The sequence below is a fragment of the Caballeronia sp. SL1002 genome (genome assembly GCF_057814995.1).
The window spans coordinates 283,970-307,954 of sequence record NZ_JBYMUW010000005.1 but is presented as its reverse complement, the minus strand read 5'-3'; the positions used below and the strand labels follow the sequence as shown (position 1 = coordinate 307,954).

General features: G+C 62.6%; 18 protein-coding genes. 9 read left to right on the top strand and 9 right to left on the bottom strand.

All coding sequences use genetic code 11. The features are described from left to right. Positions 1 to 2 precede the first annotated feature (2 nt). The 3 genes from AC3D25_RS25885 to AC3D25_RS25875 all read right to left on the bottom strand — a co-directional run bounded on the left by AC3D25_RS25885 (position 3) and on the right by AC3D25_RS25875 (position 5,291). Positions 3 to 3,197, bottom strand: a complete 3,195-nt coding sequence (locus AC3D25_RS25885) for an efflux RND transporter permease subunit (RefSeq protein ID WP_488891340.1) — start codon at positions 3,195 to 3,197, stop codon at positions 3 to 5. A gap of 30 nt (positions 3,198 to 3,227) precedes the next feature. Continuing rightward, complete coding sequence (locus AC3D25_RS25880; protein ID WP_488891339.1) at positions 3,228 to 4,415, bottom strand: efflux RND transporter periplasmic adaptor subunit; 1,188 nt, start codon at positions 4,413 to 4,415, stop codon at positions 3,228 to 3,230. Positions 4,416 to 4,484: 69 nt separating this feature from the next. After that, entirely contained in the window at positions 4,485 to 5,291 is an 807-nt protein-coding gene (locus AC3D25_RS25875; protein ID WP_488891338.1) for an alpha/beta hydrolase, read from the bottom strand. Positions 5,292 to 5,483: 192 nt separating this feature from the next. On the opposite strand from AC3D25_RS25875, the gene AC3D25_RS25870 reads away from it, so the two are divergent. From AC3D25_RS25870 to AC3D25_RS25855, 4 genes are all read left to right on the top strand, one after another. Next, the gene (locus AC3D25_RS25870; protein ID WP_488891337.1) at positions 5,484 to 6,494 is read left to right on the top strand and encodes a LysR family transcriptional regulator; all 1,011 of its coding nucleotides are present in this window, start codon (positions 5,484 to 5,486) and stop codon (positions 6,492 to 6,494) included. 994 nt (positions 6,495 to 7,488) lie between these two features. Continuing rightward, positions 7,489 to 7,860, top strand: a complete 372-nt coding sequence (locus AC3D25_RS25865; protein WP_488891336.1) for a DUF4148 domain-containing protein — start codon at positions 7,489 to 7,491, stop codon at positions 7,858 to 7,860. A 35-nt stretch (positions 7,861 to 7,895) separates the two neighbouring features. Then, positions 7,896 to 8,045: a hypothetical protein gene (locus tag AC3D25_RS25860; RefSeq protein WP_488891335.1), complete on the top strand. Its 150-nt coding sequence runs from the start codon at positions 7,896 to 7,898 to the stop codon at positions 8,043 to 8,045. Then, a complete protein-coding gene (locus AC3D25_RS25855) occupies positions 8,033 to 8,167 on the top strand; it encodes a hypothetical protein (RefSeq protein WP_488891334.1) in 135 nt (44 codons plus the stop codon). The genes AC3D25_RS25860 and AC3D25_RS25855 overlap by 13 nt, the downstream gene beginning before the upstream one ends. A 5-nt stretch (positions 8,168 to 8,172) precedes the next feature. Here the strand turns inward: AC3D25_RS25855 and AC3D25_RS25850 are convergent, their stop codons facing one another. After that, positions 8,173 to 10,701, bottom strand: a complete 2,529-nt coding sequence (locus tag AC3D25_RS25850; protein WP_488891333.1) for an adenosylcobalamin-dependent ribonucleoside-diphosphate reductase — start codon at positions 10,699 to 10,701, stop codon at positions 8,173 to 8,175. Positions 10,702 to 10,874: 173 nt separating this feature from the next. Here AC3D25_RS25850 and mobB point away from each other — a divergent pair, with 173 nt between their 5' ends. Further along, positions 10,875 to 11,417 (top strand): molybdopterin-guanine dinucleotide biosynthesis protein B, encoded by a 543-nt coding sequence (gene mobB / locus AC3D25_RS25845; protein ID WP_488891332.1) that lies wholly within the window; start codon positions 10,875 to 10,877, stop codon positions 11,415 to 11,417. Between the two features lie 13 nt (positions 11,418 to 11,430). On the opposite strand, the gene AC3D25_RS25840 is transcribed toward mobB, so the two are convergent. From AC3D25_RS25840 to glgC, 3 genes are all read right to left on the bottom strand, one after another. After that, on the bottom strand, positions 11,431 to 12,630 hold the full coding sequence (locus AC3D25_RS25840) for a branched-chain amino acid ABC transporter substrate-binding protein (protein ID WP_488891331.1): 1,200 nt from the start codon (positions 12,628 to 12,630) through the stop codon (positions 11,431 to 11,433). 974 nt (positions 12,631 to 13,604) lie between these two features. Further along, on the bottom strand, positions 13,605 to 15,068 hold the full coding sequence (gene glgA / locus AC3D25_RS25835) for a glycogen synthase GlgA (RefSeq protein WP_488891330.1): 1,464 nt from the start codon (positions 15,066 to 15,068) through the stop codon (positions 13,605 to 13,607). 43 nt (positions 15,069 to 15,111) lie between these two features. Further along, positions 15,112 to 16,389 (bottom strand): glucose-1-phosphate adenylyltransferase, encoded by a 1,278-nt coding sequence (glgC, locus tag AC3D25_RS25830; protein ID WP_488891329.1) that lies wholly within the window; start codon positions 16,387 to 16,389, stop codon positions 15,112 to 15,114. 849 nt (positions 16,390 to 17,238) lie between these two features. Between glgC and pdxY the strand changes: the two genes are divergently transcribed. The 4 genes from pdxY to AC3D25_RS25810 all read left to right on the top strand — a co-directional run bounded on the left by pdxY (position 17,239) and on the right by AC3D25_RS25810 (position 22,341). Continuing rightward, entirely contained in the window at positions 17,239 to 18,111 is an 873-nt protein-coding gene (pdxY, locus tag AC3D25_RS25825) for a pyridoxal kinase PdxY (RefSeq protein ID WP_488891328.1), read from the top strand. Positions 18,112 to 18,234: 123 nt separating this feature from the next. After that, positions 18,235 to 19,038 carry an SDR family oxidoreductase gene (locus AC3D25_RS25820; RefSeq protein WP_488891327.1) on the top strand — a complete coding sequence of 268 codons (804 nt, stop codon included), beginning with the start codon at positions 18,235 to 18,237 and terminating at the stop codon, positions 19,036 to 19,038. Continuing rightward, a complete protein-coding gene (locus AC3D25_RS25815; protein ID WP_488891326.1) occupies positions 19,031 to 20,863 on the top strand; it encodes a glycoside hydrolase family 15 protein in 1,833 nt (610 codons plus the stop codon). The genes AC3D25_RS25820 and AC3D25_RS25815 overlap by 8 nt, the downstream gene beginning before the upstream one ends. A 29-nt stretch (positions 20,864 to 20,892) precedes the next feature. Then, the gene (locus AC3D25_RS25810) at positions 20,893 to 22,341 is read left to right on the top strand and encodes a dihydrolipoyl dehydrogenase (RefSeq protein WP_488891325.1); all 1,449 of its coding nucleotides are present in this window, start codon (positions 20,893 to 20,895) and stop codon (positions 22,339 to 22,341) included. A gap of 92 nt (positions 22,342 to 22,433) precedes the next feature. Here AC3D25_RS25810 and AC3D25_RS25805 read toward each other — a convergent pair whose 3' ends face one another. Both AC3D25_RS25805 and mmsB read right to left on the bottom strand, forming a co-directional pair. Then, positions 22,434 to 22,781: a hypothetical protein gene (locus AC3D25_RS25805; RefSeq protein ID WP_488891324.1), complete on the bottom strand. Its 348-nt coding sequence runs from the start codon at positions 22,779 to 22,781 to the stop codon at positions 22,434 to 22,436. A gap of 299 nt (positions 22,782 to 23,080) precedes the next feature. Continuing rightward, positions 23,081 to 23,965 (bottom strand): 3-hydroxyisobutyrate dehydrogenase, encoded by an 885-nt coding sequence (gene mmsB, locus AC3D25_RS25800; RefSeq protein ID WP_488891323.1) that lies wholly within the window; start codon positions 23,963 to 23,965, stop codon positions 23,081 to 23,083. Positions 23,966 to 23,985: the final 20 nt, after the last annotated feature.

The following is a 23,985-nucleotide window of genomic DNA, read 5'->3' as shown; positions in this document are numbered from 1 at the left end:
TCTCACGCTTGCCCCGAAGCATTCACGCCGCGCATGTGCGGGTTGTGGCCGTGCTTGTCGACGAGATGTTCGCCGCCCGCGAGTTTGCGCAGCAGCACGTAGAACACCGGCGTCAGCATCAGTCCGAACAGCGTCACGCCGAGCATGCCGAAGAAAACGGCGATCCCCATTGCATGGCGCATTTCCGATCCCGCGCCCGACGACAGCACGAGCGGCACCACGCCCATGATGAAAGCGATCGACGTCATCAGAATCGGACGCAGCCGCAGACGGCTCGCCTCGATGGCCGCTTCGACGATCGACCGTCCCTGCATCTCCAGTTCGCGCGCGAACTCCACGATCAGGATCGCGTTCTTCGCGGACAGTCCCACCAGCACCATCAAGCCAATCTGCGTGAAGATGTTGTTGTCGCCGTCGGTGAGCCAGACGCCCAGCAGCGCGGACAAGATGCTCATCGGCACGATCATGATGACGGCGAGCGGCAAGGTCAGGCTTTCGTACAGCGCGGCGAGCACGAGGAACACGAGCAGCACGCTGATCGGGAACACCCACAACGCGGCGTTGCCCGCGAGAATCTGCTGATACGTGAGGTCGGTCCATTCGAACTTGATGCCGCGCGGCAGCGTTTCAGCCGCGATCCGTTCGACCGCCGCCTGCGCCTGTCCCGACGAATAACCCGGCGCCGGGCCACCGTTGATATCGGCGGCGGTGTAGCCGTTGTAGCGCACGACCATTTCCGGGCCGTACGTCGGCGACACCTTCACGAGCGACGACAACGGCACCATCTCGCCATCGGCGTTACGCGTTTTCAGCAAACCGATATCGTCGGCACTGGCGCGGAACGGTGCATCCGCTTGCACACGCACCTGATACACGCGGCCGAAACGGTTGAAGTCGTTCACGTACAGCGAACCGAGATACACCTGCATCGTGTTGAACACGTCGGTCACCGACACACCGAGCTGCTTCGCCTTCACGCGATCCAGATCGACGTTGAGTTGCGGCACGTTGATCTGATAGCTGGAGAACGTCGGCCCGAGTTCCGGCGTCTGCGAAGCACGCTTGATGAACGCCTGCGTTGCATCGTTGAGCGCCGCGTAACCGAGCGCGCCGCGATCTTCCAGTTGCAGCTTGAAGCCGCCGAGCGTACCCAGCCCGAGCACCGGCGGCGGCGGGAACACGGCGATGAACGAGCCCTTGATGCCAGCGTATTTCTGGTTCAGCGCTCCCGCGATGGCGTTAGCCGACAGCGCCTTGCCGTGACGTTCATGGAACGGCTTGAGCGTCACGAACACAATGCCCGCGCTCGACGAATTGGTGAAGCCATTCACCGAGAGACCCGGAAATTCCACCGCGCTTTCCACGCCCGGCTGTTTGCGCGCGATGTCCGTCATCTGGCGCACGACCTGTTCCGTGCGATCCAGCGACGCACCGTTCGGCAACTGCGCGAAACTGATCAGGTACTCCTTGTCCTGCGCGGGCACGAAGCCGCCCGGCACGATCTTGCCCATCATCACCGCGCCGCCGAGCAGCACGGCGTAGACGCCCATCATGATCGCCTTGCGGTTGATGACGCTCGTCACGCCTTTGCCGTAGTTCTCCGAGCCGCGATGAAACACCTTGTTGAAGCGGCGGAAAAAGCCGCCGAATACACGGTCCATGCCGCGCGTGAGCCAGTCCTTCGGTTCATCGTGGCCCTTGAGCAGCATCGCCGCGAGCGCCGGGGACAGCGTGAGCGAATTGAACGCGGAGATCACCGTCGAGATCGCGATGGTCATCGCGAACTGCTTGTAGAACTGGCCGGTCAGGCCCGACATGAACGCGAGCGGCACGAACACGGCCACCAGCGTGAGCGCGATGGCGATAATCGGCCCGCTCACTTCGCGCATGGCCTGATACGTCGCCTCACGCGCGGATAACCCCGACTCGATATTGCGCTCCACGTTTTCCACCACCACGATCGCATCGTCCACCACGATCCCGATGGCAAGCACCATCCCGAACAGCGAAAGCGCGTTGATCGAAAACCCGAAGGCGAGCAAGAGCGAGAACGTACCGATGATCGACACCGGCACCGCGAGCAGCGGAATGATCGACGCGCGCCACGTCTGCAGGAACACGATCACCACCAGCACGACGAGCGCAATCGCTTCGATCAGCGTGTGGATCACCGCCTCGATACTCGAACGCACGAACTGCGTCGGGTCGTAGACGATCTGATATTCGACGCCTGACGGCATGTCCGCCTGCAGTTCCTTCATGGTCTGACGGACCTGATCGGAGATCTGCAGCGAGTTCGCGCCCGGTTGCTGGTTGATCGCGATCGCCACCGCCGACTTGTTGTCGAGCAGCGAGCGTAAGCCGTATTCCGATGCCGCGAGTTCGACCCGCGCCACATCGCGCAAGTGCGTGACGGCGCCATCGGGCGACGTCTTGAGCACGATGTCCTTGAACTCGGCTTCGCTCGTAAGACGCCCTTGCGCGTTCACGTTCAGTTGCACCGGCACGTTAGGCAGCGTCGGCGACGAACCGATCACGCCCGCCGCGACCTGCACGTTCTGTTCGCGAATCGCGTTGACGACATCGGTTGCGGTCATGCCGCGCTGCGCGACCTTTTGCGGATCGAGCCAGATACGCATCGAGTAATCGCCCGAACCCCACAGCTGCACCTGCCCGACACCTGCGATCCGTTCCAGCCGGTCCTTCACGTTGATCAGCGCGTAATTGCGCAGATACGTCATGTCGTAGCGGTTGTTCGGCGAGTTCAGATGGACCACCATCGTGAGCGTCGGCGACGACTTGATGGTCGTCACGCCGAGCAGCTGCACGTCTTGCGGCAAGCGCGGCAACGCTTGCGACACGCGGTTCTGCACGAGTTGCTGCGCCTTGTCCGGATCGGTGCCGAGCTTGAACGTGACGGTCAGATTCAGATTGCCGTCGCTATTGGCTTGCGACTGCATGTACAGCATGTTCTCGACACCGTTGATCTGCTCCTCCAGCGGCGACGCCACCGTTTCGGCGATCACCTTCGGATTTGCGCCCGGATACTGCGCGTGAACGACCACCGAAGGCGGCACGACTTCCGGATACTCCGAAATCGGTAGTTTGAACATCGAGATCACACCGGCCAATAACAGCAGCACGGAGAGAACGCCCGCAAAAATGGGGCGATCGATAAAAAATTTGGATATGTTCATTGGAGAACTCTTCTTAAGGTCCGCGTCGGATCACGACGCCGATTTCGGCGTGACTGCGGCGTTGTTCGCCATCGCCACCGCGTTAGCCTTCACGACGTCGTTCGGACGCACGCGCTGCAAACCATTCACGACGATGCGTTCGCCCGGCTCCAGTCCCTTCGAGATCACGCGCAGGCCGTCGTGCTGCGAGCCGAGCGTGACTTCGCGATACTGAACGCGGCTATCTCGATCCACGACCATCACGTACTTCTTGTCCTGGTCCGTGCCGATCGCGGCGTCGTCCACCATCACGGCCGGATGCGGCGCGCCGCCGCCCACCTTGAGGCGCGCATAGAGACCCGGGACGAGCACGCCGTCCGCGTTGTCGAAACGCGCGCGCACGCGGATCGTGCCCGAACCGGTATCGAGCCGGTTATCGACTGAAGCGACGTCGCCTTCGCGCGAATAACCTTCCTCGTTCGCGAGACCGAGCGAGACCGGCACCGTGCCTTTCGCGTCGTGGCTCAGGTAGCGCAGATAGGTTTGTTCGTCCACGTCGAACGATGCGTAGATCGGCGAGACCGACACGAGCGTCGTCAACAGCGGTGCGTTCGCGCCCGTCGAGACGATATTGCCGACCGTCATTTCCGCACGCGACACGCGCCCCGCCACCGGCGCGACGATATTCGTGTACGCCAGGTTGATGCGCGCCGTTTCGAGCGCCGCCTGCGCGCCCTTCAGGTTCGCCGTCGCTTCGCGCGCGGCGTTCTGCTTCTCGTCGTAATCGCGCTTGGCGATCGCGTTGTCCGAGAGGAGCCGCTCGGCGCGCGCGGCGTCGGTGGACGTATAGCCGTTGCGCGCCTGCGCCGCCGCGAGTTGAGCCGCCGCGCGATCCACTTCCGCCGCATACGGACGCGGATCGATCGTGAAAAGCGGATCGCCCTTCTTCACCAGCGCGCCATCCTTGAAATGCACGGCGACGATCGTGCCCGGCACGAGCGGACGAATATCCACCTTGTCCACCGCTTCGAGGCGGCCCGAGTAGCTCTGCCAGTCGGTGATCGTCGCGGCGACCACGGTCGCGACGTCCACCTCGGTGGCGGGCGCGGTTTTAGCCGCCGCTTCGGCTGTGTTGACCGGCGAATCGCCGCGTCCGTGCAGCGCCGAAAATCCGCCGATGCCGGCGACGACGAGCGCGGCGCCCACGGCCGCATAGATGCGTTTGCGAGTGAAGGACATGTTTAAAACTCCAAAAAGGTCGTTGATGGTTTTATTTATGATTTCGGTTCAATGCACGACGAACGAGCGTCACGCACGCAGACGTTTTCTGAAAAAAGTAACGACATCGGCGAGCGCGTCGGCATGCGTCGCGAGTCCGCCGTGCGACGCGCGGCCATGGCGCGTGACCTCGGTCGGCACGCCCGCCGCGATGAGTTCGCCCGCGTATTTTTCGGCCTCGATATGCAGCAGATCGTGCTCGGCGCTCGCGATCAGCGCGGGCGGCAAGCCGCACAGGCGCCGCGATTCGAGCGGCGCCGCATAAGGGTGCAAACGCTGGGACGCGTTCGGCAGATACGCGCGATAGCATCGCGCGCATTCACTCACGCCAAAATCGGAGCCGGTTACTTTGTTTTCATCGGCGATGCGCGTCATGCTCGGATCGAGCAGCGGCGCGAGCAACGCCTGCGCCGAAACGACGATTTCGCCGCGATCGCGCGCAATCGCGGCGACACACGTCGCGAGATTGCCGCCCGCGTCGTGCCCGGCCACGCCGATGCGTTTCGGGTCGGCACGCTGGCCGCGCGCGTTCGCCACGGCCCATTGCATCGCGCGGTAGGCGTCTTCCGGCGCGGCCGGAAACGGGAACAGGGGCGCGAGCGAATAGCCGACCGAAACGACCCACGCGGGCGTATCGCGGGCGATGGTCGATGCGGCGAGGTCGCCGTCGTCGAGCCCGCCATGCGTGAAGCCGCCGCCGTGGAAATACAGCACGATGGGTGCGAGGACGCCGTTCGGCGACGGCCGGTAGCTGCGCAGCACGATCGGTTGCGCGTGCCCCGCGATGCGGACTTCCTCGATACACAGCCCCGTATCCTGCACTGTTGTCATGGTCATTGCGGCGCGTTCGCGCCATCCCAGCCTAGTTGCGATGGAGCGAATTCTGGACGGCGCAGGCTTTGAGATAAATGCCTATAATCCGGCAACACAATTCGGTCGCACTGAACAATCGCGTCCGGATGCTTTCGATTCCTGTCTTCGTCACGCGCTTAAAAGGCGCTAAACGAAGCATTCGACAGTGAGAGAGATATGGACCGGCTTCAGGCAATGCAGGTATTCACGCGAGTTGTCGATACGAACAGCTTCTCGCGCGCAGCGGACACACTCGACCTCCCGCGCGCATCGGTCACGACCATCATTCAGAACCTCGAGGCGTTCCTCAACGTGCGGCTTTTGCAGCGCACGACACGCCGCCTCAATCTCACGCCCGACGGCGCGGCGTACTACGAGCGATGCGTGCGCATCTTGGCCGACATCGAGGAAACCGAGAGTTCGTTCGCGCATAGCGGCAAGGGACCGCGCGGCAAGTTGCGCGTGGACATGCCCGGCTCGATTGGCCGGATGATCGTGATGCCCGCGCTTTGCGAATTCCACACGCGCTATCCCGATATCGAATTGATGATCGGTTTCGGCGACAAGCCGGTCGATCTGATTCAGGAAGGCGTCGATTGCGTGATCCGCGTTGGCACGCTGCAGGATTCGAGTCTCGTTGCGCGAAGGATCGGCGTGTTTCAGGGTTTGACTGCCGCGAGTCCGGATTACATCGCGCGTCATGGCGAGCCTAAGACGCTAGAGGATCTTCAGCAGCACGTCGCGGTGAATTATTTTTCGAGCCGCACCGGACGCGTGGTGGATATGGATTTTGTCGTGGACGGCAAGACTGTCGATGTGAAGATGAGCGGCAATATTGCCGTGAACGATGCAGAAGCGTATTTGAGTTGCGGCGTCAAAGGTGTGGGCCTCGTGCAGGTTGCGCGCTTCATGGCGTTGCCGCACTTGCGTTCGGGCGAGCTGGTTGAAGTGCTGCCGCAATGGAAGCCCTTGCCGATGCCGATTTCCGCTGTTTATCCGCATAACCGGCATTTGTCGCAGAAAGTGCGTGTGTTCGTGGATTGGGCTGCGGAGTTGTTCGAGCGGTGTCCATTGCTTTCGGGGCAAGAGGATGCCGAGGAGCGGTGTTTGCCGACGTGTACGGGGTCGGGGACTGTTGTTAAGCACGGAACGCCGGAGGTTGCCGGGACGGTTGATGTCGTGGTTTGAGGGGCGCTGGCGCTTGGGGTTGGGGTTGGGGTTGGGGTTGGGGTTGGGTTAGCCGTTCCCGCGCTCGTTGGGGATTTGCGCTGGGTTTGGTTTGCTGGCGCCCTATGCTTTTGTCTGCCTGTGCCTTCTGGGAACTTGCTTTCGTGTAGGTCTATTAGCTCGCCGCTATGCGCGGCAGCAGTCACTTTCTTTGCTGCTGCAAAGAAAGTAACCAAAGAAAGCAGCTAGTCCGCCTAAGTGTCCACCACGAATGGTTTCCGGGAGTGGTGCGCAAGCTGATTCGGCCATCTCACCACACTACAGAGTGGAGCCGCTCATCCATCCCGGCAGGCACGAAGTGCCTGCCGGAACGGCATAGCCGAAGAAACCAAACCAAACCAATGGTTTTCGGATATGCCCGTCGTCCGCGCGCAGCGAGGACGGAACTGACAGGCGCTGTGCCAATACGGCTGAAGCGCACGCTAACCTAATCAGCTTGCGCGCCTATCCCTGTTGTTATTCGAGGTGGACACTTAGGCGGATAAGCTGCTTTCTTTGGTTACTTTCTTTGCAGCAGCAAAGAAAGTGACTGCTGCCGCGCATAGCGGCGTGCTAATAGACCTACATGAAAGCAAGTTCGCAAGAAGCACGGGCAAACAAAAGCAAAACCAAACCCAAAACCAAAACCATAAGCGCCAGCAAAACCTAGAGCGGGCAGCGCCAACACCCCTAGGCGACCGCAAAAAACAACAAAAGTACCCCGTGCGCGCGCGAAAATAAAATCATTAAGCCCTGCCCACGTTAAGGCTATACCGCAACGGCGCCCAGGGACGTCCCTTCAAACCCCTTCCCCCAAAGGCGCCCGCCGATTATTCGCCACCCACGACTAATCTTTTCGCGCATTCGCCATTTATCCCGCCGATACCGTCGACTACATTTCGTCCTGTCGCAGCGTCGTCGAGGCAAACGTACCCCGGCGCTGCTCCCAAGCAATCGAATCGACAGGATCTACACCATGACACGCCATCTCTTGACCGGCCTTTCGCTTTCCGCGATCTCCGCATTAGTCGCCACGACCGCATTCGCCGATGGCGGACAAGGCATCGGCCGCGCGGGCACCTATCAAACGCAAACGACCAGCGCCACCACGACGCAAACCCCGAAAACGCGCGCCGAAGTGCGCGCCGAACTCGCCGCCGCTTACTCGAACGGCACGCTGCCCGCGCTCAATCGCAACACCTACCCGGACAAGAGCATGGCCGGCGAAGCGATCGCGGCACAACACGCCAAGCGCGCGCAAGAAGCGGCTGTCGCCGAGGAACGCAATCGCGAAATCGTGCAATTCGCGAATGGTTCGGCTGTGCCGGTCGGCAACAACGTGCGCTGATTTCAAGCCTCAATCAAAGACACAAAGGAGCCATCATGGACGACACCAAACCCCTCGACGAGTATTCGACGCTGGAAGACTGGACGCTGAATACGCCCGCATGGCGCCCCTTCGTTCCGCATTACTCGCATAGCACGCCGCGTACGCAGGAAGTCGCGGGAGCGGTGCCCGAATGGGCGCACTGATCCTCGTGGTTGCATTTCTCGTGACGGCCATTGCCGGGCCGTCGGTCGCCTCGCACGCGGGCGCTGATGCGCCGAGCGTGCAGAGCGACCAGCCCGAAGCTCCGGGCAAAGACGCCGCTTAATCAACCTATCCGCACGCACCGATTTCGCCGCACGCGGTGCAGAAGTCGCAGCCGTCCTTGCGGATCATCGCGTTTGCGCCGCACGTCGGACACTTCTTGCCGTGCATTTGCAAGAGCATGTTCGAGTTGGCATCGGCCGGTGCTTCGGGTTCGAGTTGAGCAAAGTCTTCGGCGACGGCGGCCGTTGCGGCGGGCGCGGCCCGGCGCTGCGATAACACGCGTGACGGCACCTGGCTGCCTTCGGTATCGAGAAAGCCGCGACGCGCGAGAATCTGCTGGATCGCGTACGCCAGCGCCGCGACCTCGGAGTCGTGCCAGCGCGGGGAGCGATGCCCGTCGAAATGCTCGACATCGCCAAGGCGCACTTGTCCGCGATCCCACGACACCTTGCGCATATCCTGCAAATTGCGCGCGACAAAACCGCCGCGCGCGGCGAGCGAAAGCGAACGCATGGTCGCCGTGATCCACTGCTGCGATTCGTCGCGTTGCCCCGTGGGAATGAAGAACTCGATAGGCCGCTCGATCGTCACGTCTTCACCGCCGAGCCGCCCGGTCACTTCGATAAACGACACCGCCACGTACAACGATTTCTTGCCCGCCTGCGTCAGATATTCCACTTTCTCGATGATCGCGGGCAACTCCCCGCGCGGCCGATGGTCGATGGCAATGCGCAGCGGATCGAGTTCCGCCTCGTTCGAATCGCTCGCGTCGTCCGAACGATTCGCGGGCGCCTCGGGCGTGACCGACAGCACGGCGCCGAGCGTCTTGTTCGGACGATACGTCGCAAGTCCCTTCAGACCGCGCCGCCACGCTTCGAAATACAGATCCTTGAATGCATCGAACGGATAGTCGCCCGGCACGTTGACGGTCTTGGAAATGGACGTATCGACGAACGGCTGTACCGCCGCCATCATCTCCAGATGCGCCTGCGCGGACATGTCGAGCGCGCTCACGAAGTATTCGGGCAACGCCTTCACGTCGCCGCCCATCTCGCGATAAAGCCGGTACGCGTGGTCCTCCACGGCGAACGTCTGGCGGCTGCCGTCCGGCATGCGCTTCGCCCGCTGATAGGTCCACGAGAACGCGGGCTCGATGCCGTTCGACGCGTTGTCCGCAAACGCGAGGCTCACCGTGCCCGTCGGCGCGATGGAAAGCAGGTGACTGTTGCGGATGCCGCTTTCGCGAATCGCCGCCTTGAGATCGTCGGGCAAGCGCGACGCGAACGTGCCTTCCGCCAGATATTGCCTGGCGTCGAACAGCGGAAACGGCCCGCGTTCGCGCGCGAGTTCGACCGACGCGCGATACGCTTCGTCGCGCATTTCGCGCGCCACGCGCGCCGCGAATTCGCGGCCTTCCAGCGCGTCGTAGCGAATGCCGAGCATGACAAGCGTGTCGCCGAGTCCTGTGAAACCCACGCCAATCCGCCGCTTTGCATGCGCTTCCGCGCGCTGTTCGTCGAGCGGCCAGAGCGTCACGTCAAGCACATCGTCGAGAAAACGAACCTGCGTGCGCGTGGCTTTTGCAAGCAGCGACCAGTCGAAAACGGGCGGCGATCCCCGTCGCTGGCCGAACGGATCGCGCACGAAACGCGTGAGATTCAGCGGGCCGAGATTGCAGCATCCGTAAGCGGGCAAAGGCTGCTCGCCGCACGGATTGGTCGCGCGAATAGTTTCGATCGCGCGCAGATTGTTGTCCTCGTTCATGCGCGAAACGAACACGACGCCCGGCTCGGCGACGTCGTAAGTCGAGCGCATGATGATGTCGAACACCTCGCGCGCGCGGACCTCGGCATACACCCAGTTGCCGTCGTCGCGCTGCCGCAAATCCGCCGATGCGCGCATCGCGGGCGAAGGCTCGGCGCGATGAACGAGCGCCCAGGCGGCGTCGTCGGCGACTGCCTGCATGAACTCGTCGGTGACCGCGACCGACACGTTGAAGTTGTTCCAGCGCCCTTTCGTGTGCTTGGCCGAAATGAATTCGAGCAGGTCCGGATGCGTGCAGTCGAGAATGCCCATCTGCGCGCCGCGCCGCGACCCCGCGCTCTCCACCGTGCGGCACGACGCGTCGAACACGTCGATATAGCTGCACGGTCCCGACGCCGCCGATCCCGTGGAATGCACGCGCGCGCCTTTCGGGCGGATCGCGGAAAAGTTGTAGCCGACGCCGCCGCCGCGCCGCATGGTTTCGGCGGCCTGCAACAACGCGACGTAAATGCCCGGCAGGCCGTTTTCATCGACGCCCTGAATCGCGTCGCCGACCGGCTGCACGAAGCAGTTAATGAGCGTCGCGTCGATACCCGCGCCCGCCGCGCTCATGATGCGGCCCGCGCCGAGCGCGCCGCGCCGGAAGTTCTCGACGAACTCGGCTTCCACCTCCGCGCGTTTCGCTTCCGGCTCTGCAAGCGCGACGCCGCGCGCGACGCGGCGGTGGATGTCGTCGACGAGCGTTTCGTCGCCTTTCGCGTACTTTTCGAGCATCACGTCGACGGAAAACTGCTGGGGCGCAACGGTCGTGCTCGGGTTATCTTCTGCCATGACGTTCCTTGAATTTCAAGCGCGCGTGGACGCGGCGCGCATCGCTGCAAGATCGGATCACGATAGCGCGCTTTGAAGTTTTAGCGGCGCCTGCGCGACAGTTTACCGCTACACTGCTGCGTCGTTCGAGCATCGTTCCTATCGTACTTCGCGCCGACTTGACGGACTACCGCATGACTTCACCGCAGCCGCCGCTGTTCGGCATTTCAGGCCGTTCGGGCCAGGGCAAAACCACGTTGATCGAAGCGCTGTTGCCGTGGTTCGGCGCGCGCGGTTTGCGCGTCAACGTAGTTAAACACAGCCATCATTCGATCGAACTTGAACCGCCGCACAAAGACAGCGCCCGCTTTCGCCACGCGGGCGCGGGCGAAGTCCTGATCGTTTCTCCATACCGTTACGCGATCACGCGAGAACTGCGCGACGCGCCGGAACCGCCGCTCGCGGATCTGCTCGCAAGGCTCGCGCCCGCCGATCTCACGCTCGTGGAAGGCTTCACGCGCGAGGCGCTGCCGCGCATCGAAGTCGTGCGCGCGGGCGTCGGCAATGAGCCGCTTTATCGTACGGATACGGCGATCCTCGCGATTGCCACCGATCAGCCCGGCACGCTCGACACATCCCTGCCGTGTCTCGATCTGAACCGCATCGACGAAATCGGCGAGTTCATTGCAAAAACGGCCGGACTCCGTTTCCGGAATCCGGCCGCAAGACGCGACTGATTCAATCGGCGAACTACATCTTCACGACATCGAGAATGGCTTTCTTCTTGTCCTGATAGTTGTAGAGCGTGATCGCGCCTTCCTTCATGTCGCCCTTGTTGTCGAACGCGATATGGCCGATCACGCCGTTGTAGTCGGTGGACGGCATCGCGGCGAGCACCTTTGCCGGATCGGTCGAATTGGCGTGCTTCATGGCATCGACCACGACGAAAACCGCGTCATAAGCGAACGGCGCGTTGAAGAGAATCGGACCGTTGAAGCGCGTTTGGAAGCGCTTTTCGAACTCCGCGCCCTTCGGCATCTTCGATACCGCGAGGCTCGCTTCCGAGCACACCAGGTTCTGCACCGCGTCGCCCGCGAGATCGGCCACCTTGCTCGTGCATGCGCCGTCGCCGCTCATCACTTTCGCCTTCACACCGAGCGCGGCGGCCTGGCGGATGAACGGGCCGACCGTCGAATCCATGCCGCCGAACATGATGACGTCGGGCTGCTGCGCCTTCATCTTGGTGAGGATCGCGCGGAAATCGGTGGCTTTGTCGTTGGTCGCTTCGCGCGCGACGATCTTGCCACCCGCCGCTTCGATCGATTTCGCGAACTCATCCGCGAGACCCTTGCCGTAGGCAGTGGCGTCGTCGACGACCGCGACGGTCTTCGCGTTCATCGATTTCAACGCGTAATTGCCGAGCGCGGGGCCTTGCTGCGCATCGGTCGCCACCACGCGATACGTCGCCTTGAAGCCCTGCAGCGTGTAATCGGGGTTCGTCGACGACGGCGAGATTTCCGTGATATTCGCGTCGTTGTAGATGCGCGAAGCCGGAATGGAGACGCCCGAGTTCAGATGGCCGATCACCGCGACCACTTTTTCATCCACCAGTTTTTGCGCGATCTGCGTGCCGGTTTTCGGGTCGGCGGCATCATCTTCGGCGTCGAGTTCGAGGCGTACCTTGCGACCGTCGATCGTCAGACCTTGCGCGTTGATCTCTTCCACGGCGAGGCGCGCGCCGTTCTCGTTGTCCTTGCCGAGATGCCCGCTGCCGCCGGTCAAGGGCGCCACGTGACCAATTTTTACCACTTCGTCGCCAGCGGTTTGGGGCGCGGTGCTCGCGCCGGTCTGCGAGGCTTCGTCCTTCTTGCTGCAAGCGCTCAACGCGAGTGCGGCCACGGCCAGCGCGATAACGGCGAGTTTTCCTGCTACCAATGCGTTTTGTTTCATTCAGCCTTCCACCTTTCTGTTCTAAGTCCCCTTTGCATGCACGGTGAGCGGTCAGGGACCGCCGCTGCCGCGCGCGGCTTCGATAGACGCGCTCGATTACGCGCGGCCGGCGAAGCCCGGTATTAGAACATGAGCCGCGGTTTGGGTTTGCTGGCGCGAGTGTGGGTTTGCTGGCGCCGTCTGCTGTTGCTTGCCTGCGCGCCTTGGAAACTTGCTTTCGTGTAGGTCTATTAGCACGCCGCTATGCGCGGCAGCAGTCACTTTCTTTGCTGCTGCAAAGAAAGTAACCAAAGAAAGCAGCTTGTCCGTCTAAGTGTCCACCACACATAACCCCGCGGATAGGCGCGCAGGCTGATTCGGTCAACTCGCAGTTCAAGGTATTGGCACAGCACCTCTCAGTTCCGTCCTCGCTGAGCTCGCACGACCGGCACAACAAAAACCGCCGGTCGGCGGTCGGCGGTCGGCGGTCGCCGGTCGCCGGTCGGCGGTTGGTTTGGTTGTTCGGTTATGCCTTACCGGCAGGCACTTCGTGCCTGCGGGGATGGATGAGCGGCTCCACTCTGTGGTGTGGTGCGATGGCCGAATCAGCTTGCGCACCACTCCCAGAAACGGTTCGTGGTGGACACTTAGACGGACAAGCTGCTTTCTTTGGTTACTTTCTTTGCAGCAGCAAAGAAAGTGACTGCTGCCGCGCATAGCGGCGTGCTAATAAACCGACACGAAATCAAGCTCCCAAGAAGCGCCCGAACATCAGACGGTGTAATCCACCCACACCAAACCGCCCCACGGCGCCAACCACCACCCAGCTTTCTTTGGTTACTTTCTTTGCAGCTAGCCAAAGAAAGTCACTGCTGCCACGCACAGCGGCGCGCGAATAAACCTACACGAAAGCAAGTTCCAAGAAAGCGCACGCAAACGAAATCAAACAGCGCCAGCGAAATCAAACAGCGCCAGCGAAACCAAACCCGTCCATCTCAGCGAGCAACCGAGCGATACACGTCCACGTACTCGAGCGCCGAAGCCTCCCAGCCAAAATTCTGCGTCATAGCGCGCCGCGCAACCGCCTTCCACTCCTGCCGCCGGCTCTTCAGCGCGAACGCGCGCCGAATCGCGGCAACGAGCGCGGTACGCTCGAACGCATCGAAGACAAAACCCGTCGCCAGTTCATCCGCGAGGTTTTCCAGCGACGAATCCACCACCGTATCCGCCAGCCCGCCCACGCGATGCACCAGCGGCAGCGCACCATACGCCAGCGCGTAAAGCTGCGTCAGGCCACACGGCTCGAAGCGCGACGGCACCATCACCACGTCGCTGCCCGCGATGATCGAATGCGACAGCGTTTCGTCGAAACCGAGTTCCACGGCGACCGCCTTCGGATGAGCCAGCGCTGCGTTCTTCAAGCCCGCTTCGAGCGCGGGGTCGCCCGTGCCAAGCACGACGAGTTGTCCGCCGCGCTGCACGATGTCCGGAATCGCGGAGAGCAGCACGTCCAGTCCCTTCTGCTCCGTCAAACGGCTGACCACGCCGAACAGCAGCGCGTTGTCGTCGCGTTCCAGGCCCATGCGCTCCTGCAACGCCGCCTTGCACTTGGCCTTGCCCGATGGCTTGGCGGCCGTGAAACGCGTGTCGATGGCGGGATCGGTCGCCGGATTCCACACCGTGTAATCGACGCCGTTCAGGATGCCGCTGATATCGTGCGTCCGGTTCTGCAGCAAGCCATGCAATCCCGCGCCCTGTGCCTGCGTCTGGATTTCGCGCGCGTAGGTCGGGCTGACCGTCGTGATGCGGTCCGCGTAGTACAGCCCGGCTTTGAGGAACGAGACATGGCCGTAAAACTCGACGCCCTCGACCCCGAAAAAATCGCCGGGCAACTGCAGCGCGCCGAATTCCGATGCCGGAAACACGCCCTGATACGCGAGGTTATGCACGGTAATCACCGACGCTACACGCGGCACGCCGCTCGCGCGCTCGAACGATCGCAGATAAGCCGGAGCAAGCCCCGCGTGCCAGTCGTGCGCGTGCAGAACGTGCGGCCGCCACGCCGGATCGGCGCCGGTCGCGATCCGCGCGCCCGCCCAGCCGAGCAGCGCGAAGCGGCGGTCGTTATCGGCATACGAATGATGCGATGCATCGAAATAAGGATTGCCCGGCCGGTCGTAAAACGCGTCGGCGCGCACCACGTACACGACCGTGTCGTGCGGCGCGAGCACTGCGCGCTCCAGCCGCACGTTCGCGAGACCGAACGCCGGGCCAAGATCGGCGACGTGCTCGGTCTCGCCCAAACCCGCGAGCACGGCAGGGAAGCCGGGCAGCAACACCCGTGCGTTCGTGCCGAGCTGCGATTGCGCGGGCGGCAGCGCGCCCACTACGTCGGCGAGCCCGCCGGTCTTGAGCAACGGATACATCTCTGCTGCAACGTGCAGCACGCATACGGTCATCGGCTAGTTCCTGTTTTTGTGGTTCCGCGAAAACTCAAGGACGTTACGAGCCCTGCTCCAGTTTCCTGAGCGCTTCCTGCGTGACGAGCACGACGCCATTCTCCGAACGGTAGAAGTGCTTGGCGTCGTATTCAGGATCCTCGCCGATCACGAGCCCTTCCGGCACCGTGCAACCCCGGTCGATCACCACGCGCTTCAGCCTGCAACTCGGCCCGATCGTCACTTGCGGCAACAATACTGCCTCGTTGATGTTACAGAACGAATGCACGCGCACCGCCGACGAAAACACCGACTTCGACACCTGCGACCCCGAAATCACGCAGCCGCCGCAGACCAGCAGATTGGTGATCGCGCCCTGCTGTCCGTGCAGATCGCGCACGAACTTGCCCGGCGGCAGTTGCTCCTGATTGGTCCAGATGGGCCATTTGCGGTCGTAGAGATCGAGTGCGGGAATGGTCGAGGCGAGGTCCAGATTCGCCGACCAGTACGCGTCCACCGTGCCGACATCGCGCCAGTACGCGGGCGCGCTCGGATCGGTTTCGGAGGTCACGCACGACATGCCGAACGGGTGCGCGATGGCGCGTCCGCTCGATACGACGCGCGGCAGGATGTCCTTGCCGAAGTCGTGATCGGTGTCCGACATCGCGATGTTCTCGGCCAGCAGGTGATACAGATATTTCGCGCTGAACACGTAGATGCCCATGCTCGCGAGCGCGACATCGGGCTTGCCGGGCATCGCGGGCGGATCGTCGGGCTTTTCCAGGAAGGCGGTCACGCGGCGGTTTTCATCGACGTGCATTACGCCGAACGCCACCGCCTCCATGCGCGGCACCTCGATGCAACCCACCGTGCAATCCGCCCCGCTTTCGACGTGGTCGAGCACCATGCGCGTGTAGTCCATCTTGTACACGTGGTCGCCCGCCAGCACGATGATGTACTCCGGCGCGATCGACCGGATGATGTCGAGGTTCTGGAACACGGCGTCCGCGGTGCCGCGATACCAGCTTTCGTCCACGCGTTGCTGCGCCGGCCAGATATCGATGAACTCGTTAAACTCGCCGCGCAGGAAACCCCAGCCACGCTGCATGTGGCGCAAGAGCGAATGCGCCTTGTATTGCGTCACCACGGCAATGCGCCGGATGCCCGAGTTGAGACAGTTGGACAACGCGAAATCGACGATGCGGTACTTGCCGCCAAAATGGACCGCCGGTTTGACGCGCTTGTTCGTGAGTGGGCCGAGGCGCGTGCCGCGTCCTCCGGCAAGAACGATTGCGAGCGTGGACTTCGACAAATCGTTGCGATTGATTGGCACCGTCTCCATTGCAGCCTCCTGAAAAATCCTGCGTTATAGGCGTTCTTCCTGCACTTGCTGCCCGCGCCTTGCTTCCGGCTTTGCTTCCGGCTTTGCTTCCGGCTTGTTCCCCGCTGGTTCCCCGCTTGTTCCCATTCCTGCGCGCTTGCTTCCTCCTGCGCTTCAGCGCCTCCGCGCTTCGCACTCTCCCGGTGCGCAGCTTTTCTGCGAGGCGCAGTTTCCATTATCGGACTGCATCCACGTTTAATCGCGCGTTATCAAATGTTTTTTATCGAATTTAATGCGGCGAGATTGGAATGGCCGCGCATGCCGGTTATAACCTGCGCGCGAGCCCTGACATAAAGGTCAATAAGGGAGCAAGGCACATGCCCGTTGAGCACTGCGCCGAGCCGGTCCGTTCGCCACCGCACGAAGCAGAGCGGAAGCCGCATTTACGTGCGTACGCGATATTCAACGGAATCAGGTTTTAATATCGGTGATTACCATTAAGTCGACTTGGCGAGTCCCGTTTTATTCGCGTCGAACACGCGCCGCGCTAAACCGCCGATTATCCAACGCGCAGATTTTTTCTCTTTTTCCACATTGGTCCGCTATTCGTCCTATAAAAAACAATGTCGATGCTTTGGCGCAAGTCGCTGCATCGGCCACACGTTGATAATTTATAACGCCGCGCGCGCGCCGCGTTGAGCCGCGCGCGGCACAATAGCAGGCTGCCGGCCCTTCCCGCTGGCGTCAGAAATGCTCACGCGACTCCCGATAACCGATAACCGATAACCGATACCCGATAACCGACGCCCCGAACAGCACGCGCTTTCAAGCGGCTCACGGGCGGGCAAAACGTCCGGACCTGGAATAACAATGATCAACAACGTCCTCAGCATTCAGTCACATGTGGTCTTCGGGCACGCCGGCAACAGCGCGGCCGTGTTCCCGATGCGCCGTCTCGGCGTGAACGTCTGGCCGCTCAATACGGTGCAATTCTCCAATCACACGCAATACGGACATTGGACCGGCAGTGTCGTCGATCCCGACGAACTCCAGCGGGTGATCGAAGGCATCGGGGCGATCGGCGTGCTGTCGCGCTGCGACGCCGTGCTCTCCGGCTACCTGGGCGCGCCCGAGCAGGCGCTGAGCGTGATCGAAATCGTAAAGATGGTGAAGGCCGTCAACCCGCATGCGCGCTATTTTTGCGACCCGGTGATGGGTTCGACCGGCGGCTGCAACGTCGAACCGGGCATTCAAGCGTTTCTGGTGAACACCATGCCCGAAATATCCGACGCCATGATGCCGAACCACGGCGAACTGCAAAAGCTCGTCGGACGCGGAATCGAAACGGTCGAGGAAGCCGTGACCGCGTGCCGCGAAGTGATCGCGCGCGGACCGCGCATCATGCTGGTGAAGCATCTCATCGACCGCAACAGCCGCGCCGATACGTTCAACATGCTCGCCGTGAGCGCCACCGAAGCGTGGTTTGCCCAGCGCCCGCTCTACCCGTTCGCGCGGCAGCCGGTCGGGGTCGGCGATCTCACGAGCGGCGTGTTCGTCGCGCGGACGCTGCTCGGCGACAACCTGCGCGCGGCGCTCGAACACACGCTCGCGGCGGTGAACGCGGTGGTGAAGAACACGTACGAAGCCGGCCGCTATGAACTGGAAATCGTCGGATCGCAGGAAGAAATCGCGCATCCGACCGACCGCTTCCCCGCCGTGCGCCTGAGCGAAGCGCCGCGATAAGCCGCAGCGCCTGTCCCGGAGCACCAACGATCACAAGGCGCTGGCCCGCGCCTTGCTCCCTTCTCCCAAGGCTCGAAACGCATTCTCAAAACCCTCGCCGCCTCGCGGCACAACCGGCTCGCCATGAAAAAGACACTGGAAAATCAGACGGCGTTGATCACCGGCGCCAGTTCAGGCATCGGCTACGGCGTCGCGCAGGCGCTCGCGGACGCGGGCGCGCGCGTCGTCATCAATTACCACTCGCATGGCGAACCGGCCGAACAACTGGCCGATGCCATCGAAAAAGCCGGCGGCGAAGCGTTGGCGGTTCAGGCCGACGTCTCCGACGAAACGCAGATCGACGCGATGTTCGATGCGATTCGCGCGCGTTTTGGCACAGTCGATATCGTCGTCGCGAATTCCGGGCTGCAGAAGGACGCGTCGTTCGTCGATATGACGCTCGACGAGTGGAACGGCGTGATGAACGTCAATCTCGCGGGACAATTCCTGACGGCGCAGCGCGGCGTGCGCGAATTCCTGCGACGCGGGCCGCGGCCGGAAGTATCGAAGGCGCTCGGGAAAATCATCTGCATGAGTTCGGTTCACGAAGTGATCCCGTGGGCCGGGCACGTCAACTACGCGGCGTCGAAGGGCGGCATTCAGATGATGATGAAATCGCTCGCGCAGGAGGTCGCGCCGCAGCGAATTCGCGTGAACGCCATCGCGCCCGGCGCGATCCGCACGCCCATCAACCGCGACGCCTGGGATTCGAAAGAGGCGCTCGATAAACTGCTTAAGCTCGTGCCGTATGGCCGGATCGGCGAGCCTGACGATATCGGGCGCGCCGCCGTATGGCTCGCCTCGGACGAGAGCGACTACGTCGTCGGCACGACGCTCTTCGTGGATGGCGGCATGACGCTCTATCCGGGATTTGCCGACAATGGCTGATCCCGGCTCCAAATCGTCATGCAGCACGCCGATCGAAGCGCACGGGGTGATCGGCAATATGCGCACGACCGCGCTCGTCACGATGGGTGGCGCGATCGACTTCATGTGTTATCCGCGCGTGGATTCGCCCACCGTTTTCGGCGCGCTGCTCCATGCCGAGCGCGGCGGCGAGTTTCGCCTCGCGCCGACTTTCGACGCGCGCGTGAAGCAGATGTATCTGCCCGAAACGAATGTTCTGGTCACGCGGTTCCAGTCGCTCGACGCGGTGTGCGAGGTGATCGACTTCATGCCGGTCACGCGCGATGAGACGCCCGAGCGCCAGTCGAACTGCGTCGTGCGCGTGGTGCGCGCGGTGTATGGCCGGATGACGCTTGCGATGCGCTGCGCGCCGCGCTTCGACTACGCGCGCGGCACGCACGAAGCCACGCAGACCGCCGCCGGTTCCGTGCAGTTCAGACCCGCTGGCGACAGCGAAACGCTCGTGCTGGACGCGACCGTGCCACTCTCAATCGATCGCGCCGATGCCACTGCGCACGTCGATCTGGCTCAGGACGAATCCGCGTGCTTCGTGTTCGGCGCGGAGTCGGACCCGCTGCGCGACGCGTTTCCGTGCAACGAAGCGCTCGACGAAACCATCGCGTTCTGGCGCGGGTGGTCGTCGGAATCGACGTATCGCGGGCGTTATCGCGAAGTGGTGATGCGCTCGGCGCTGTTGCTCAAGATGCTCAGTTCGCGCGAACACGGCGCGATCGTCGCTGCGCCCACGTTCGGCCTGCCCGAAACGCCCGACGGCGGACGACGCTGGGATTATCGATACACATGGATTCGCGATGCCGCGTTCTCCGTCTACGCGTTGCTTCGGCTCGGCTACACCGGCGAGGCGCGGCATTTCGTGCGCTGGATCGCCGAGCGCAACCAGCGCTGCGGATCGGATGGATCGTTCGGCGTGATGTACGCGGTCGATGGCGAAGCGCCGCCGGAAGAAACCGAGATCCGTGAGCTGCACGGCAACGGTGTAGAGCCGCCGTTGATCGGCAATGCCGCGCGCGACCAGATGCAACTGGACGTCTACGGCGCGCTGATGGACGCCGTGTATCTCTACAACAAGTACGGCGAAGCCATTTCCTACGACGGCTGGCAAAACGCGCTGCGCACCGTCAATTACGTGGCGCAACACTGGAGGCAAGCCGATCACGGCATCTGGGAATTCCGCAATGGCCAGCGGCCGCTCTTGCATTCGCGGCTGATGTGCTGGGTCACGCTCGACCGCGCGCTGCGTCTCGCGCAAAAGCGCTCGCTGCCCGCGCCGTTCACCGAATGGTTCGACGTGCGCGACGCGATCCATCGCGATATCTACGAGAATTTCTGGAACGAAGACATCAAGAGCTTCGTGCAAACGGCCGGATCGGCAACGCTCGACGCCTCCTTGCTGATGATGCCGCTCGTGCGCTTCATCGGCCCGAAGGACGCGCGCTGGCTTTCGACACTCGACGCGATCGGCCGCGATCTGCGCGTCGATCCATTGATTTTCCGCTACACGCGCGGTGAGACGGCGGACGGTCTCGTGGGCGAGGAAGGCGGTTTCAGCGCGTGCTCGTTCTGGTATGCGGAGGCGCTGGCGCGCGCGGGACGGATCGACGAAGGGCGGCTCGTGTTCGAGAAAATGCTCGCGTATTCGAACCATGTCGGGCTCTATTCCGAGGAAGTCGCGGTGAGCGGCCAGTCGCTCGGCAACTTCCCGCAGGCGCTCACGCATCTCGCGCTCATCAGCGCGGCGTTTCAGCTCGATCGCAGCCTCGACGGCGCGCACGCGACGTGGTCGTAAGCGCCGCGCCCATAACCTTGAAGGACCCCATGGAAACAAAAAGCTGGGATGTCGCCGTGATCGGCGCGGGCACGGCCGGACTCGCCGCGTATCGCGCGGCGCGCGCGGCGGGCAAGCGCGCGGTGCTGATCGAAGCGGGCGACTTCGGCACGACCTGCGCGCGTATCGGCTGCATGCCGTCGAAGCTGCTGCTCGCGGCGGCCAACGCGCTGCACGACGCGAAAACACTCGCGCCGCGCGGAATCGAAGGCACGGACGCGCTCGCCGCGAACGGCGCTCAGGTGCTCGATTACGTGCGCCGCGAACGCGATCATTTCGTCGCGGGCGTGCTCGAAGAGATGGAGACGTTTCCAAAAGAAACCATCGTGCGCGGGCGCGCGAAGTTCGAAGCGGGATCGGCGGGACGCCATGTGCTTTCCATCGACGACACCACGCGCATCGAAGCCGCGAGCGTCGTTATTGCGACGGGCGCGTCGCCCAGCGTGCCCGACGACTTCAAGGTGTTCGGCGACGCGCTCATCACGAGCGACGCCCTCTTCGAGCTGCGCGCGTTGCCGCAGCGCGTGGCCGTTTTCGGCGCGGGACCGATTGCGCTCGAACTCGGTCAGGCGCTGGCGCGGCTCGGCGTGCGCGTTCATATGTTCGGCAAAGGCGGCGACGTCGGCGGGTTATCGGATACGCCGGTGCGCGACGAACTCGCCGCCGCGCTCGCCGACGAGTTTTATTTCGACCCCGACGCGCCGATCCACGCGATGTCGCTCGACAACGGCGTGCCGACCGTGCGCTTCACCGCCCGCGACGGCACCGAACGCACCGAGCAGTTCGATACCGTGCTGGTCGCGACCGGCCGCGCGCCCGCGCTTAAGTCGCTCGGCCTGGACGCGGCGGGAATCGCGTTGAACGAAAAAGGCGTGCCGCGCTTCGACGAAACCTCGATGCAGTGCGGCGACAGCAGCATTTTCATCGCGGGCGATTGCGACGGTACGCGTCCCTGGCTTTCCGACGCATCCGACGAAGGCAAGCTCGCTGGCGACAACGCCGCTAAATTTCCCGACGTCACGCACGTCGAACGCAAGGTGCCGTTTTCACTGGTGTTCTGCGAGCCGCAAGTGGCGATGATCGGCACGCCCTACGACATCCTCGACCGCCAGATGACCGTCACGGGCGCGGCATCGTTCGAGACGCAGGGACGCAGCCGCGTGATGCGGCAGAATCGTGGGCTTTTGCACGTGTACGCCGAAGCGAAGACGGGCAAGCTGCTCGGCGCGGAAGGCTGCGGTCCGGCTGTCGAACATCTTGGGCATTTGCTCGCGTGGGCGCTGCAACTGAAGATGACCGTCGACGAAACGCTCAGGCTGCCGTTCTATCATCCGGTCGTCGAGGAAGGGCTGCGCACGGCGTTGAAGGATGCAAGCCGGAAGTGTCGCGAGCAGCGCTCGGAATCCTTCGAGGATTTGCCGGGCGCGCCGGGATGCTAGCGAAAAATAGCTTATAGACCGGCAGAAAAGCAAAAAGCCAGTTGCATTCGCAACTGGCTTTTTTACTGCACTGCGGCAAACTTAAATGCGTTCTACATCGCGTATTGCAGTGCAAGGTCGAAGCCGAGCACGACCACCGAGCAGAACACGCCGAGCAACAGATTCCCCACGCGATGCTCGAAATCATGATGTTTCGTCAGCCACGCGGCGGCGAGAAACGCAACTTCGACAATTACCTGAATCGCGAAGACGGCGAGCATCAGCGCGAATTCATAGCCCATCGAACTGAAGTCCATGAAGTTGAAACCATGAATCGTGACCCACGATCCCACACGCCACACTTCGTACATCAGCAAGAGCAGCGGGAAAATGTAGCTTGCCACGTAGGTCGGCATCGTGGCGTGGCGCAATTCCATGTGAAAGTGACGAGTCGTTTGCATACTGCCCTCCAGGTTTGACCCAGCATTTACGCTGGCAAATTACTCGCATCGACCACTTTGACGCGCTGTCCGCTTATGTAGCGTTTAGCGGCAAGTTGCGCGGCAAGGTCAGAACGTCGTGCTTTCAGAATAGGTCAATTCTTAGAAAAGCGAATCATCGTATTCCCGATGCGCGCACCCCGATTGGCCAAGCGGTGGGCATTGTGCAGTGCAACTTAATAAAGCGTGTACAGGGCGCGCGCGAATAGGCACGTTCGTGCGCGCTTCATGCGGCGAATAACACCGTAAATCAAGGGGTTTCATGCATCGCCGTACAGCTTGATGATCGCAGAAAAGTCGAGTCCGCCCATGCCCTGCTGGCTCATCGATTGGTAAAGCTGCTGCGCGAGCGCGCCGAGCATGACCGGCTGCTTAGCCTGACGCGCGGCATCGACGGCGAGACCCAGATCCTTAAGCATCAGGTCCGCGCCGAAGCCGCCGCTGTAACCGCGCGACGCCGGCGCATTCGGCAAAATACCCGGATAGGGATTACACGTATCCGAACTCCAGCAACGGCCCGTCGACGTATTCACGATACCTGCGAGCTTCTGCGCGTCGATCCCGAGCGCGACGCCGAGCTTCATCGCCTCGGCCACGCCGATCATCGAGATGCCAAGTAGCAGGTTGTTGCAGAGTTTCGCGATCTGTCCGGTGCCGGTTTCGCCGCAACGCACCATGTTCTTGCCCATGCCGGCGAGCACCGGCTGAAGCGTTTCGAACAGCGCCTCGTCCGCGCCGACCATGAACGTCAGCGTGCCCGCCTGCGCGCCGCCCGTGCCGCCCGACACCGGCGCGTCCGCGAACGGATTGCCGTGCGCGCGCGCCGAGTCTGCCACGAGACGCGCCGTGGCCGGATCGATCGTGCTGCTATCGACGAGCGGCACGGCGGGCGCGACGCCCGCAAGCACGCCGTCATCGCCGAGATACACGGCTTTGACGTGCGCGGCGGCCGGCAGCATCGTGATCACGACCTCGGCTTTCCCCACCGCTTCGCGCGGCGAGGCGGCACTCGCCGCGCCCGCTTGCCGCGCGGCGTCGAGCGCGGTGTCGGACAGATCGAACACCGTCAGCGCATGGCCCGCTTTCAGCAGATTCGCGGCCATCGGACCGCCCATGTTCCCCAAGCCGATAAATGCGATTTGCATCGCCGTCTCCTTGTGTTTAT